This is a genomic window from Curtobacterium sp. MCLR17_034, assembly GCF_003234485.1.
Taxonomy (GTDB): Bacteria; Actinomycetota; Actinomycetes; order Actinomycetales; family Microbacteriaceae; genus Curtobacterium; species Curtobacterium flaccumfaciens.
Window position 1 is genome coordinate 56,993 of record NZ_QKTH01000011.1, and the last position, 13,923, is coordinate 70,915.

Sequence of the window (13,923 nt, forward strand, 5' to 3'; positions counted from 1 at the left end):
TGTCCAATCAGGGAGGCACGGGAATGGCACGCATCGGAGAGAGCGGCGATCTCCTCAAGTGCTCGTTCTGCGGCAAGAGCCAGAAGCAGGTCCAGCAGCTCATCGCCGGACCGGGCGTCTACATCTGCGACGAGTGCGTCGAGCTCTGCAACGAGATCATCGAGGAACGTCTGGCCGAAGCCGGCGAGGACACCTCGAGCGGGGACTTCGAACTGCCCAAGCCGCGGGAGATCTTCGACTTCCTGCAGGAGTACGTCATCGGGCAGGACCCGGCGAAGCGCGCCCTCGCCGTGGCCGTCTACAACCACTACAAGCGCATCCGGGCGCAGGGGCAGATCACCGCCGCCGAAGACCGCGACGACATCGAGATCGCCAAGTCGAACATCCTGCTCATCGGCCCGACCGGCTGCGGCAAGACGTACCTGGCGCAGACCCTGGCCAAGCGCCTCAACGTCCCGTTCGCCGTCGCGGACGCCACAGCCCTGACCGAGGCCGGCTACGTCGGCGAGGACGTCGAGAACATCCTCCTCAAGCTCATCCAGGCCGCCGACTACGACGTGAAGCGTGCCGAGACCGGCATCATCTACATCGACGAGGTCGACAAGATCGCCCGCAAGGCCGAGAACCCGTCGATCACCCGCGACGTCTCGGGCGAAGGCGTGCAGCAGGCGCTGCTCAAGATCCTCGAGGGCACGGTGGCCTCGGTCCCGCCGCAGGGCGGCCGGAAGCACCCGCACCAGGAGTTCATCCAGATCGACACGACGAACGTGCTGTTCATCGTGGCGGGCGCGTTCGCCGGGCTCGAGGACATCGTGTCCTCGCGCGTCGGCAAGCGCGGGATCGGCTTCGGGGCACCCCTCCACAGCGCGACCGACCACCAGGACCTGTACTCCGAGGTGCTGCCGGAAGACCTGCACAAGTTCGGTCTGATCCCCGAGTTCATCGGTCGTCTGCCCGTCGTCACCACGGTGTCGCAGCTCGACCAGGCGGCGCTCATGCAGATCCTGACCGAGCCGAAGAACGCGCTGGTCAAGCAGTACCAGCGGATGTTCCAGATCGACGGCGTCGAGCTCGAGTTCGACCAGGGTGCGCTCGAGGCCATCGCGGACCTCGCGGTGCTGCGCCAGACGGGTGCCCGCGGGCTCCGGGCGATCCTCGAAGAGGTCCTCGGCCCGGTGATGTTCGACGTCCCGTCCGACGACGACGTGGCCCGCGTGGTGATCACCCGCGAGTCCGTGCTCGAGAACGCGGCGCCGACGATCGTGCCGCGGCCCCGGGCCAAGCGCGTCGAGAAGTCGGCGTAGCCCTCCGGAACCAGCGAACGGACACAGCACCACGGGATTCCGTGGTGCTGTGTCCGTTTCGCGGTGCGGTGCGGTGCGGTGTGGTGCGGTGCGCCAGCGCGCGGCGGCGTGCGCCGGCGCGCCTACTCGAGCCCGCGGCGCCGCAGCAGCGGGCCGACCTCGGCGTCGCGGCCGCGGAAGTCCCGGTACGCCTCGAGCGGGTCCTTCGCCCCGCCGACCCCGAGCAGACGCTCGGCGAACCGCCTGCCGGCTGCACGGTCCAACCCGCCGTTGTCGCGGAACCACTCCACCGTGTCGGCGTCGAGCACCTCGGACCAGATGTACCCGTAGTAACCGGCGTCGTACCCGCCCGAGAACGTGTGTGCGAAGTACGTCGACGAGTAGCGCGGCGGCACGGCCTCGACCGCGATGCCGGCGGCGGCCAGGGCGTCCCGCTCGAAGTCCTCGACGGACGTCACCGCCGCGGCGTCGGCCGCCGAGAGCCGGTGCCACGCCTGGTCGAGCAGTGCGGCGGCGAGGTACTCGGTCGTGCCGAAGCCCTCGTTGAACCCCTCGGACTCGCTGAGCCCCAGGACGAGCTCGGGCGGCAGGGGTGCTCCGGTCTCGTGGTGCTTCGCGTAGTTCGCCAGCACGGACGGCCACGACAGCCACATCTCGTTCACCTGGCTCGGGAACTCGACGAAGTCCCGCTCGACGTTCGTGCCGGAGAACCGCGGGTAGGTGGTGCGGGCGATGAGGCCGTGGAGGGCGTGGCCGAACTCGTGGAAGAGCGTCTCGACCTCGTCCTGGATGAGCAGGGTGGGGGAGCCGGCGGACGGCTTCGCGACGTTGAGGTTGTTGACCACGACGGGCAGGGTGCCGAGCAGCTCGGACTGCTCGACGACCGGGTTCATCCATGCGCCGCCGCGCTTGCCGTCGCGCGTGTAGAGGTCGAGCAGGTACAGCCCCACGGGCTCGCCGTCGTCGCCGGTGACCTCGAAGACCCGGACCTCGTCGTTGTAGCCGTGCAGGTCCGGGCGCTCGGTGAAGGTCAGGCCGTACAGGGCGCCGGCGGCGTGGAAGACCCCGTCGTGCAGGACCCGGTCGGCCTCGAAGTACGGGCGGAGCGCGGTGCTGTCCGCGGCGAACTGCTCGCCGCGCAGGATCTCGGTGGCGTACGCCCAGTCCCACGACTCGATGTCGAACCCGACCGTGCGCGACCGGACAGCGCGCTCGTCGTCGGCGTTCCGTGCCGCGGCGCCGACGAGCGAGGACAGCAGCCCGTCGACGGCCTCGGGGGTCTTCGCCGTTTCGTCGGCGGTCACCACGGCGGCGTGGTTCGGGAACCCGAGCAGCTCGGCGCGCTCGGCCCGCAGCCGGACGATGCGGAGCAGCACCTCGCGGTTGTCGTACTCGTTGCCGCGACGACCGCGGGCGAGCGAGGCGCGCATGATCCGCTCACGCAGGTCGCGGTTCGCCAGCGAGGACAGCCACGGGTGTCCGGTGTAGAGCGGCAGCGTGATGAGCCAGCCGTCGAGGCCCCGGTCGGCGGCAGCGGCGGCCGCGGCGGACTTCGCCCCGTCGTCGAGCCCCTCGAGCTCGTCCTCGCTCGTCACGTGCACGGCGGAGTCGTTGGTGTCCTCGAGCAGGTTCCGCTCGAAGGTCGTCGTCAGGGTCGAGAGCTCCTGGTTGATCGCGGTCAGACGCTCCTTGCCCGCGTCGTCGAGGCCCGCGCCCGCCAGGGTCATCTCGGCGTGGGTCCGCTCGACCAGGCGCAGCGCCTCACCGGTCAGCCCGGCGGCTTCGGCACCGTCGAGCACCGCCTGCACGCGGGCGTACAGGCGGGAGTCCAGCGTGATCGCGTCACGGTGGGCGGCGAGGAGCGGGGAGACCTCGGCCTCGAGGTCGTGCAGCTCCGGCGTCGAGTCGGCCGACGACAGCGTGAAGAACACGTGGCTGACGCGGGTCAGCAGCTGCCCGGATCGCTCGAGTGCGACCAGGGTGTTCTCGACCGTCGGGGCGTGCGGGTCGGTGGCGATGGCCTCGACCTCGGCGCGCTGCTCGGCCATGCCGGCTTCGAACGCCGGTCGGTAGTGCTCGAGTCGCACGTCGCCGAAGGGCGGCAGGGCGTAGGGGAGGGTGCTCGGGACGTCGAACGGGGTTGCCATCTGCCCACCCTATGCACGGGTGCTGGAGTCCGTTCCTTCCCATGACGCCCGGACTGGGAAGCGGGATCGGGCGTCCCTGGTCGAAAGAACCGACCAGGTACGCCCGGAACGACCAGGGACGCCCGGAACGACCCGGCACGCGCACCCGCGCCCGGCGCGACCAGCGGACGGACGGGAGGCCCGTGGCGGCGCCGCCACGGGCCTCCCGTCCGCTCGCTGGTCGCGTGTCAGCGCATCGCGGCGTCGATCAGGGTCACCGCGGCACGACGCGCGTGCGCGGCCGGCGCCGTGGTGCCGGCGATGGCCGCGGTGGTCTGCGCGCCCTCGGCGAGCAGTGCGAGCTGCGCGGCGAGTTCCTCGGCGTGCTCGGGGTCGGCGACGACCTCGGCGGTGAGCCGCTGCACGAACTGCTGGAACGAGTCCTTGTGCTCGCGCGCGATCTCGGCGACGGCGGGCGAGGTCGCGCCGAGCTCGCCGAAGGCGTTGATGAACCCGCAACCGCGGAACGTGTCGTCGCCGAACCACGACTCCAGGAAGTCGTAGACCGCCAGGAGCTTGTCTCGCGGGCTGGTCGCAGCCTCGACCGCGCCGTGCACACCCTGCTCCCACATGTCGTGGCGGCCGGCGAGCACCGCGGCGATGAGCTGCTCCTTGCCGGGGAACGCCGCGTACAGCTTCTTGAGGGAGACCCCGGCGCCCGTGCGGATCTCGTCCATCCCCACCGACTGGATCCCGCGCGTGTAGAACAGCTGGTCCGCGACCTCGACGATGTGTGCTCGGACGTCCGGCTCGACGGTGCTGGTGGCCATGTGTGTACCCCGTTCCCTGAGTGTTCACCGTTCTCGACTTGCGCCGGGAACGGGCGTTCTCTACTGTAGTCCACATCGGCGGAGAACGATCGTTCTCCGCGATACTCCGGGAAGGAACGATCATGGGTGCCATCACCGTCGGAACCGAGAACAGCGTCGACATCGAACTCCACTACGAGGACAAGGGCCAGGGGCAGCCGATCGTGCTGATCCACGGCTTCCCCCTCGACGGTAACTCGTGGGAGGGGCAGGTTCCGATGCTCCTCGAGGCCGGCTACCGCGTCATCACGTACGACCGCCGCGGCTTCGGCCAGTCCTCGCAGCCGTCCACCGGCTACGACTACGACACCTTCGCCGACGACCTGCACACGGTCCTCGAGACCCTCGACCTGCGCGACGTGATCCTCGTCGGCTTCTCGATGGGCACCGGCGAGATCGCCCGCTACATCGGCCGCCACGGTGAGGACCGGATCGCGAAGGTCGCGTTCCTCGCCTCGCTCGAGCCGTTCCTCGCCATCACCGACGACAACCCCGACGGCGCCGGCCCGATGTCGTTCTTCAAGGACATCGCCGCCGACGTGGCGAAGGACCGTTACGCGTACTTCACGAACTTCTACCAGGACTTCTTCAACCTGTCGGAGAACCTCGGCACCCGCATCTCCGAGGAGCAGGTCCGCAACGCCTGGAACATCGCGGCCGGCTCCGGCTCGATCGCGTCCGCGGCCGCACCCCTGACCTGGCCGACCGACTTCCGTCAGGACATCCCGAAGGTCACCGTCCCCGCACTGATCGTGCACGGCACGTCGGACAACATCCTCCCGATCGACGCCACCGGACGACGCTTCACCCAGGCGCTGCCCGCGGCGAAGTACGTCGAGATCGAGGGTGCCCCGCACGGCCTGCTCACCACGCACACCGCCGAGGTGAACGAAGTCCTGCGCACCTGGCTCGCCGAGTCCTGATCCCTCGGCGATCACGCGGGCGCTCCCCGGCGGGGGCGCCCGCATCGTGAGCACAAATGGTCGGGTCCCCACCGGGGACCCGACCATTTCTGCACTCCAAGCGCCGCGCAGCGAGCAGCGCGCAGCGCGCCCCCGCGCAGCGCGCCCGCGCGCAGCGCGCGCTAGTCCTCTTCGCCCGCGTCGTCGGGGTTCGTCACCTGGGCGTGCCCGAGCGCGTCGAGGTGGATCGAGGTGCCGTCGTCGAGCTCGACGATCGGCTTGCCCTCGAGGAAGGTCAGGGTCCAGCCCCACGTCGCCGTGTCGACGGACTCCGCCGCGAGCTCGTCCTCGACCCCGCGCACGGCGACGACCATCGTCTCGGGCAGTCGCGCAGGCGGCTCCCCACCCACGTTCCAGCGTGTGCCCAACTGCATCCGTGCCTCCAGTCCGGTGGTGGACGGGCCGGGTCACCAAGGCGACCCGGCCCGGACAGGCGACGTTACGCCTGCTGCTCCGCGAGCTCGATCTCGGTGACGGCGAGCTCGTCGCCGTCGACGAACGACAGGTTCTCGATGCGGCCGACGGCCGCCAGGTCGACCGCCGCGCGCTCGATGAGCACCCGCGTCTCGGCGGGCGCCGCGACGACCGCTCGCGTCACGGGCGTCTTCTGGGACGCCTTCGCCGCCGTCTTCGCGCCGCGGATCCCGATCAGCGCCTGCCCGACAGCCGCGAGCAGCCCGGTGGGGGCCGCGTCGGTCGGCAGGTCGCCCGCGGTCGGCCAGGAGGCCCGGTGCACGCTGGAGTCGTGGGTCCAGGCCCACACCTCTTCCGTCGCGTACGGGAGGAACGGTGCCAGCAGTCGGAGCAGCACGTCGATCGCGCCGCGCAGTGCCAGGACCGCGCTCGCCTGCGTCTCGTGCGTCGCGTCGGACGCGGTGCCGTAGGCACGCTCCTTCACGAGCTCGAGGTAGTCGTCGCAGAACGTCCAGAAGAAGCGCTCGGTGATCTCGAGGGCACGCGCGTGGTCGAACCCGTCGAACGCCGCGGTGGCCTGCTCGACGACGGCACCGAGCTCGGCGAGCATGTCGACGTCGAGCGCCTCGGTGACTCTCGTGGCGCCCTCGGGCAGCGGGAAGCCGTAGACGAACTTCGCCGCGTTGAGCACCTTGATCGCCAGACGACGGCCGACCTTGATCTGCTTCGGGTTCTGCGGGTCGAAGGCTGCGTCCGTGCCGAGCTTGGACGAGGCCGCCCAGTAGCGGACCGCGTCGGCGCCGTGCTGCTCGAGGATGGACAGCGGCGTGACGACGTTGCCCTTCGACTTCGACATCTTCTTGCGGTCGGGGTCCACGATGAAGCCGGAGATGGAGGCGTGCTTCCACGGCACCACGTCGGCCTCGAGCTGGCTGCGGAGCACGGTCGTGAACAGCCACGTGCGGATGATGTCCTGCGCCTGCGGGCGGACGTCGTACGGGTACACCAGGTCGTAGAGCGCCGGGTCGGTCTCCCACTTGCCCGCGAGCTGCGGGGTGAGCGACGAGGTGGCCCAGGTGTCCATGACGTCGAGTTCGCCCTGGAACCCCCCGGGCACGCCGCGCTGGTCCTCGGTGAAGCCGGGGGCGGGCTCGGAGGCCGGGTCGACGGGCAGCTGCGCCTCGGTCGGCACGATCGGCTGGTCGAACACCGGGTTGCCGTCGGCGTCGAGCGGGTACCAGACGGGCAGCGGCACGCCGAAGAAGCGCTGGCGCGAGATGAGCCAGTCGCCGGACAGGCCACCGACCCAGTTGTCGTAGCGGACGCGCATGAAGTCCGGGTGGAACGCGATCTCCTCGCCGCGCTGGCGGAGCGTGCTCTTCAGCTGCTCGTCGCGCGCACCGTTGACGATGTACCACTGGCGGGTCGACACGATCTCGAGGGGCTTGTCGCCCTTCTCGAAGAACTTCACCGGGTGCTGGATGGTCTTGACGTCACCGATCAGCTCGCCGGACTCGGTCAGCGCGTCGACGACGACCTTCTTGGCCGAGAACACGGTCTTGCCGGCCATCTCGGCGTAGAGCTCCCGGCCCGTCGCCGACTCGATCCAGGCGGGCTCGTCCGAGCGCACGCGGCCGTCGAAGCCGATGATCGCGCGGTTCGGCAGCTGCAGCTCGCGCCACCACACGACGTCGGTGGTGTCACCGAAGGTGCAGACCATCGCGATGCCGGCACCCTTGTCCTTCTGCGCCAGGTGGTGTGCGAGCACCGGGACCTCGACGTCGAACAGGGGGGAGCGGACCGTGGTGCCGAAGAGGTCCTGGAACCGCTCGTCGTCCGGGTGGGCCACCAGGGCGACGCAGGCGGGCAGGAGCTCGGGGCGGGTGGTCTGGATGACGACGTCGTCGCCACCGTCGGTGCGGTGGAAGGCGATGCCGTGGTACGCGCCGGGCATCTCCTTGTCCTCGAGCTCGGCCTGCGCGACCGCGGTGCGGAAGGTGACGTCCCACAGGGTCGGGGCGTCGGCCTGGTAGGCCTCGCCGCGCTCGAGGTTGCGCAGGAACGCGCGCTGGGCGCTCGCCCGCGAGGTGTCGTCGATGGTGCGGTACGACTGGGTCCAGTCGACCGACAGCCCGAGCGTGCGGAAGAGCTCCTCGAACTGCTGCTCGTCCTGCACGGTCAGGCGCTCGCACAGCTCGATGAAGTTGCGGCGCGACACGGGCAGCTGGTCGGCGGCCTTCGAGGACTTGCCGTCCCCGCCCTCGAACGGCGGCGTGAACTCGGGGTCGTACGGCAGCGTCGGGTCGCAGCGGACGCCGTAGTAGTTCTGCACACGGCGCTCGGTGGGCAGACCGTTGTCGTCCCAGCCCATCGGGTAGAAGACGTGCTTGCCGCGCATGCGCTCGAACCGGGCCTTGAGGTCGGTGTGCGTGTACGAGAACACGTGCCCGATGTGCAGCGAGCCGGAGGCGGTGGGCGGCGGGGTGTCGATCGACCAGACGGCGTCGCGGTGACCGGCGGCGTCGCGGTCGAAGCGGTAGGTGCCGTCCTGCTCCCAGACCGGCCCCCAGACCTGCTCCAGTCCGTCGACGCTCGGCTTCTCGGGCATGGGCTTGGTCATGGGTGTGCCTTCCGTACGTGTGTGCGGCACCGAGTCCGTGATGAGGTGCCTGAGTGTTCCGCGCCTGACGCGCGGTGCCCCAATCGTAGCGGCCGCGCGAGGGCGCGCAGCCGGACGACCGGCCGCTCACGGCCATCGCCGATCGGCGCCTAGCACACCGAACTGTCGGACACGCCCGGAGCCTGCTAGTCTTCCTGGGTTTGTCCGGCGAGCGCAGGGTTCGCAGGAGCTGCAACGTCGCCGTCCGCCGGACGCCCGAAGGAAGCACCGCACCCCGGAGGAACGACTTGGCACCGAACAACGCACCCCACCCGCACGGCGATCGGCCGTTGCGCACGAAGGGCGCCGCGAAGCGCGCTCGTCGCGATCTGACGAAGGACGACGTCACCGTCGTCGAGGAGTCACTGCTCAAGCGTGCCGTCGCGGCTGCCGCGCTCGGCAACGCCATGGAGTGGTTCGACTTCGGCATCTTCGCGTACCTGACGGTCACCATCTCGCAGGTGTTCCTGCCGCAGGGCGACCCGGCCGCGAACATCGTCGCCACGTTCGGCTTCTTCGCCGCCGCGTTCATCGTGCGCCCGATCGGTGGTGCCGTGTTCGGCCCGATCGGCGACAAGATCGGCCGCCAGAAGGTCCTCGCGCTGACGATGATCCTGATGGCCGCCGGCACGCTCATGATCGGCCTGATCCCGTCGTACGACACGATCGGCTTCTGGGCCCCGGTCCTGCTGCTCGTCGCCCGCTTCGTGCAGGGCTTCTCCACCGGTGGTGAGTACGGCGGCGCCGCGACCTTCATCGCCGAGTACTCGCCCGACAAGCGCCGCGGCTTCATGGGCTCGTGGCTCGAGTTCGGCACCCTCGCCGGCTACGTGCTCGGCGCCTCGATCGTCACGGGCCTGCAGTTCGGCCTGTCCGAGGACGCCCTGCTCAGCTGGGGCTGGCGCATCCCGTTCATCGTCGCGGGCCCCCTCGGCCTGATCGGCCTCTACCTGCGCCTCAAGCTCGAGGAGACCCCGGCGTTCCAGAAGCAGCAGGAGCAGGCCGCCGAGCGCGAGGGCCAGAAGACCCCGTTCCTCAAGCTCTTCGCCGAGAACTGGCGCTCGCTCATCATCTGCATCGGCCTGGTCCTGGTCTTCAACGTGACCGACTACATGCTGCTGTCGTACATGCCGACCTACCTCGAGCAGAACCTCGGCCAGAACGCCACGTTCGGCCTGATCCTCATCGTCATCGTGATGCTGCTCATGATGGTCGTCATCACGTTCGGCGGTCGGCTGTCCGACAAGTTCGGGCGTCGTCCGGTGCTCGCCGCCGGCTGCATCGGCTTCATCCTGCTGTCCTGGCCGGCCCTCAAGCTGGTCCAGACCGGCACCGGCGTCGGCGTCTTCGCCGGCCTGCTGATCCTCGGCGTCGTACTGGTCACGTTCACCTCGACCATGCCGTCGACGCTGCCCGCGCTGTTCCCGACGATCATCCGCTACGGCGCCCTGGCGATCGCGTTCAACGTGTCGGTGTCGCTCTTCGGCGGGACCACCCCGCTCGCGACCGCTGCGCTCATCAACGCCGCGAAGGACGCCGGGTACGGCTGGGCCGAGGACATCCCCGCGTTCTACCTGATGCTCGCCGCCGTGATCGGCCTGGTCGCGGTGTACTTCACCAAGGAGACCGCCGCGAGCCCGCTCATGGGCTCCGGCCCGACGGTCGGCTCCGAGGACGAGATCGCCGGCGTCATCGAGGACTACAACGACCCGACGTCGGAGCTCGCGCAGTCCGACTGGGCGAAGGACTTCTCGACGAGCGAGATCCCGATCATCTCGGCCGACGCCGCCCAGAACGAACCCTCCGGTTCCTGACCACGTGCCGCCCCGCGGCAACCCGGCCAGGAGGCCCGGTGCACGTCCGTCACGGACGCGCACCGGGCCTCCTGGCCGTTCAGGGCCGTCGGTGACGCCACGCGCGCAGCGACAGTCCACGGGTGCGAGCGCGCGTGGACGGTCGCTCAGCCCGTGGGGCCGGCTGCGGTCCCTGCGGCGGGGCCCGCTGCCAGCCGCTCCGCGGCGTGCAGCAGCCGCGCGGTCACCGGGTGCGCCGGGCGCGCGAAGACCTCGGCGGCGGGGCCGTGCTCGACGACCGCGCCGCGGTGCACCACGAGGACCTCGTCCGCCATCCGCCGGACCGCCCGCAGGTCGTGCGACACGAACACCATCGCCACCCCGGTCTCGTCGCGGAGCCGTTCGAGCAGCCGCAGCACGGCGTCCTGCACCGTGGCGTCGAGGGCGGTCACCGGCTCGTCGAGCACGATCACCTCGGGATCGGTCGCCAGCGCACGGGCGATCGCGAGCCGCTGGCGTTGCCCGCCGGACAGGGTGCGGGGGGAGCGGGACCGCAGCACGGGGTCGAGGTCGACCTGTCGCAGTGCCGCGTCGACCCGTTCGCCGAGCGCACCGCGTGCCCGCCGTTCGTCACCGCGCGAGAACGCGTCGGCGAGGACGCGCTCGACGTTCCACCGTTCGTCGAACGTCGCGCCGGGGTCCTGGACGACGGCCGCGACCCGGTGCCGTCGGGGGCGGCGCTCGCGCTCGGGCAGCGGGACCCAGGGTTCGTCGTCGAGCGTGACCGCGCCGGCGTCGGGCGTCTCGAGCCCGAGGAGCATCCGCGCCAGCGTCGTCTTGCCCGAGCCCGAGGCGCCGATCACCCCGAGCACCCGGCCACGTTCGAGCCCGAACGACACGTCGTCGACCGCGAGCACCCCGTCGTACTCCCGCGAGAGCCCCTGCGACGCGAGCACGTCCCTCGCACCGTGCGAGGTTGCCCGCTCGGTGCCGCGGCTGCCGATCGGCGCACGGTGCGGAGTCGTGCGGTCGGTGCGAGGTTGGCCGCTCGGTGCATCGTCAGAGGGCTGCACGGAGCCATCGACCTCGCACCGGTCTGCGAGATCGGCACCGTGCGCCGGCGCGGGCGCAGCCGCGGCAGCACCGGCCGCGCGCACCAGCGCCCGGGTCGCGGGGTGGGTCGGCGCCGCGAAGACCTCGGCGACCGGGCCCTGCTCGACGATCCGGCCCTCGTGCACGACGGCGACCCGGTCGGCCCACCCCGCGACGAGCCCCAGGTCGTGCGTGATGACGAGCAGTCCGGCACCGCGGGTCTGCGCCGCCCGCAGCTGTTCCATCACGGTGACGGCGACCCCGGCGTCGAGGGCCGTCGTCGGTTCGTCGGCGACCAGCAGCGCGGGGGACCCGACGGTCGCCGCGGCGATGAGGGCCCGCTGTCGCATCCCGCCCGACAGTGTCCCGGCGAGCCGGCCGTCGGTCGCGATGTCCGGGTCGAGGCCCACCGCGGCCAGTGCGTCGCGCACGGCGTCCACGCGCTCGGCCGCACGCATCTCGGTGTGCAGGCGGAGGCTGTCGGCGACCTCGCGCCCGACGGGGCGCAGCGGGTCCAACGCGCCCAGGGCCTCCTGGCCGACGTAGCCGACCCGCGATCCCCGAAGCCGACGCCACCGCCGGTCCGTGTACCCGCCGACGTCGACGCCGTCGACCGTGAACACGTCGGCGTGCACGGCGGCGCCGGGCGCGGACAGGCCGAGCACGGCGCGGGCGGTGACGGTCTTTCCGGAGCCGGACGCCCCGACCAGGGCGACGCACTCGCCGGCGTCGACGCGCAGGCCGACACCGTGCACGATCGGGGTGCCGCCGATGGCGACGGTGAGCCCGCGGACGTCGAGGACGGCGCTCACCGCGCGGCCCCGGTCCGTCGGATCGCCCGGCCGAGCACGGTGACGGCGGTCGCGAGCACCACGATCGCGAGTCCGGGGAAGGTGCTCATCCACGGCGCGGTCTGCAGGTACGTGCGACCGTCGGCGAGCATCGCGCCCCACTCCGGCGCGGGCGGGGGCGTGCCGACGCCGAGGTAGCTCAGCGCCGAGGCCCACACGACCGCCTGCCCGACCCCGAGCGTGGCGACGGCGACGACGGGCCAGAGCGCCGTCGGCAGCACGTGCCTGACCACGGTGCGGGCGGGGGAGCGGCCGAGCAGCACCGCCGTCTCGACCACCTGCGAACTCCGGGCGGCCCGGACCAGGCCGCGCACGATCCGGGCGTAGCCGGGAGCGGTCGCGAACCCGACGGCGAGCACCGCCGGTACCGGACCCGGACCGGTCACGGCGATGACGACGAGGGCGACGAGCAGCAGCGGCAGGGCGAACGCGACCTCGGTGACGCGGCCGATGACGGCGTCGAGCAGTCGTCCGAGTCGTCCGGCCCCGGCACCGAGACCGGCGGCGACGCCGAGCAGGACGCCCACGCCGCCGCCGATCAGGGTCGCGGCGACGCCGACGACGAGCGATGCCCGGGTCCCCGCGACCACCCGCGCCAGGACGTCGCGTCCGGACTCGTCGGTGCCGAACGGGTGCGCGCCGCTCGGGGCGGCCAGGGCATCTGCGGGGTGCACCGCGAGTGGGTCCCCGCCGCCGAGCAGGGCGGGCCACACCGCCGCCACGACGGCGACCAGGACGACCACCCCCGCGGCGATGCCGCCGGCGCCGAGCGTCCCCCCACGGACGCGCTCGGTGCCGACGGCGGTCTGGTGGCCGGGCGTTCCGGTCTGGAGGCCCGGGTCGGCGATCCCGCTCACCGCGCGCCCGCCGGACGGCCGGGCTCACGGCGTCGCGCAGCACCGGGGCGCAGGGCCGCGTTCCGTGCGGTGCTGCGCGGGTCGACGGCACGTTCGACCAGGTCAGCCACGGCCAGCACGACCACGTACGCGGCCGCCGACACCATCGCGATGCCGGCGACGAGCGGCATGTCCCGCTGGGTGACGGCGGTGACCAGGGCACGGCCGATGCCGGGCAGGGCGAACACGGACTCGACGACCACGGCTCCGGAGACGAGCGACCCGAAGGCCCACGCGGACAGCGCGATCCCGGGCAGGGCGGCGTGCCGGAGCAGGTGCCGTCCGAACAGGCCGAGGCGGGTCTCGCCCCGACCTCGGGCGGCGAGTGCGAAGGCGGAGCGCTGCGCGTCGACCACGCCGTCGCGCACGGTCTCGGCCAGGTACCCGGCGACCGGCACGGCCACGGTCAGCACCGGGAGCACCCAGCCGCGAGCGGTGCCGTCACTGACCGCCGGCACCCACCCCAGGGACGTGGCGAACACCACGATGAGCACGCTGCCGAGCCAGAAGTGCGGCATCACGCTCGCGGTGACGCTCAGGGCGCTGGTGAGCCCGGCGGCGATCCGGCCGCGCTGCGTCGAGGCCCAGGCGGCGACGATCGCCAGCACCCAGGCGACGACGAGGCCGGCGACCGCGAGCGTCAGCGTGACGGGCAGCTGCTGGGCGAGGAGCGTCGCGACCGGGGTGCGGAAGGCGTACGAGTCGCCGAGCTGCCCGGTCGCCAGGCGTCCGAGGAACACCGCATACTGCACCAGGACCGGCTGGTCGAGGCCGTACTCGTGGCGGACCTGGGCGACGGCCTCGGCCGAGGCCTGCGACCCCGGTCCGCCCAGGATCGCGAGCGCCGGGTCACCGGGGATGAGCCGGATCGCGACGAAGACGATCGTCGCGACGGCCCAGAGCACGCCGATGCCCCCGGCGAGCCGCCGGAGGGCCCACCAGACCCATCGCATCCGT

At 71.7% G+C, this 13,923-nt stretch carries 10 protein-coding genes; 3 read left to right on the forward strand and 7 right to left on the reverse strand.

The features are described 5' to 3' along the window. Positions 1–23: 23 nt before the first annotated feature. Positions 24–1,304, forward strand: a complete 1,281-nt coding sequence (gene clpX / locus DEI98_RS12205) for an ATP-dependent Clp protease ATP-binding subunit ClpX (protein ID WP_017886000.1) — start codon at positions 24–26, stop codon at positions 1,302–1,304. Between the two features lie 122 nt (positions 1,305–1,426). Here clpX and DEI98_RS12210 read toward each other — a convergent pair whose 3' ends face one another. Then, positions 1,427–3,451, reverse strand: a complete 2,025-nt coding sequence (locus DEI98_RS12210; RefSeq protein WP_111100871.1) for a M3 family metallopeptidase — start codon at positions 3,449–3,451, stop codon at positions 1,427–1,429. 227 nt (positions 3,452–3,678) lie between these two features. Continuing rightward, positions 3,679–4,260, reverse strand: coding sequence for a TetR/AcrR family transcriptional regulator (locus tag DEI98_RS12215; RefSeq protein ID WP_071245042.1), 582 nt, complete (start codon positions 4,258–4,260; stop codon positions 3,679–3,681). Between the two features lie 122 nt (positions 4,261–4,382). Between DEI98_RS12215 and DEI98_RS12220 the strand changes: the two genes are divergently transcribed. Then, on the forward strand, positions 4,383–5,222 hold the full coding sequence (locus DEI98_RS12220) for an alpha/beta fold hydrolase (protein WP_111100872.1): 840 nt from the start codon (positions 4,383–4,385) through the stop codon (positions 5,220–5,222). A 161-nt stretch (positions 5,223–5,383) separates the two neighbouring features. Here DEI98_RS12220 and DEI98_RS12225 read toward each other — a convergent pair whose 3' ends face one another. Next, the gene (locus DEI98_RS12225; RefSeq protein WP_027464702.1) at positions 5,384–5,635 is read right to left on the reverse strand and encodes a hypothetical protein; all 252 of its coding nucleotides are present in this window, start codon (positions 5,633–5,635) and stop codon (positions 5,384–5,386) included. 65 nt (positions 5,636–5,700) lie between these two features. Further along, entirely contained in the window at positions 5,701–8,295 is a 2,595-nt protein-coding gene (gene valS / locus DEI98_RS12230; protein ID WP_258370839.1) for a valine--tRNA ligase, read from the reverse strand. A gap of 287 nt (positions 8,296–8,582) precedes the next feature. On the opposite strand from valS, the gene proP reads away from it, so the two are divergent. Further along, entirely contained in the window at positions 8,583–10,148 is a 1,566-nt protein-coding gene (gene proP / locus DEI98_RS12235) for a glycine betaine/L-proline transporter ProP (protein ID WP_258370840.1), read from the forward strand. A 146-nt stretch (positions 10,149–10,294) separates the two neighbouring features. Here the strand turns inward: proP and DEI98_RS12240 are convergent, their stop codons facing one another. From DEI98_RS12240 to DEI98_RS12250, 3 genes are read right to left on the reverse strand one after another with little or no spacing between them, the layout of a single operon-like run. Further along, on the reverse strand, positions 10,295–12,031 hold the full coding sequence (locus DEI98_RS12240; protein WP_111100873.1) for an ABC transporter ATP-binding protein: 1,737 nt from the start codon (positions 12,029–12,031) through the stop codon (positions 10,295–10,297). Beyond that, a complete protein-coding gene (locus tag DEI98_RS12245; protein WP_111100874.1) occupies positions 12,028–12,927 on the reverse strand; it encodes an ABC transporter permease in 900 nt (299 codons plus the stop codon). Before DEI98_RS12245 ends, DEI98_RS12240 begins: the two co-directional genes overlap by 4 nt. After that, on the reverse strand, positions 12,924–13,919 hold the full coding sequence (locus DEI98_RS12250) for an ABC transporter permease (protein ID WP_111100875.1): 996 nt from the start codon (positions 13,917–13,919) through the stop codon (positions 12,924–12,926). Before DEI98_RS12250 ends, DEI98_RS12245 begins: the two co-directional genes overlap by 4 nt. Between the last annotated feature and the right edge of the window lie 4 nt (positions 13,920–13,923).

Bases quoted from the DNA above. Each gene is read 5' to 3' on its own strand.
- DEI98_RS12220 (WP_111100872.1), top strand. From the start codon at position 4,383: ATGGGTGCCATCACCGTCGGAACCGAGAACAGCGTCGACATCGAACTC.
- DEI98_RS12215 (WP_071245042.1), bottom strand. From the start codon at position 4,260: ATGGCCACCAGCACCGTCGAGCCGGACGTCCGAGCACACATCGTCGAG.
- clpX (WP_017886000.1), top strand. From the start codon at position 24: ATGGCACGCATCGGAGAGAGCGGCGATCTCCTCAAGTGCTCGTTCTGC.
- DEI98_RS12225 (WP_027464702.1), bottom strand. From the start codon at position 5,635: ATGCAGTTGGGCACACGCTGGAACGTGGGTGGGGAGCCGCCTGCGCGA.
- DEI98_RS12210 (WP_111100871.1), bottom strand. From the start codon at position 3,451: ATGGCAACCCCGTTCGACGTCCCGAGCACCCTCCCCTACGCCCTGCCG.
- valS (WP_258370839.1), bottom strand. From the start codon at position 8,295: ATGACCAAGCCCATGCCCGAGAAGCCGAGCGTCGACGGACTGGAGCAG.
- DEI98_RS12250 (WP_111100875.1), bottom strand. From the start codon at position 13,919: ATGCGATGGGTCTGGTGGGCCCTCCGGCGGCTCGCCGGGGGCATCGGC.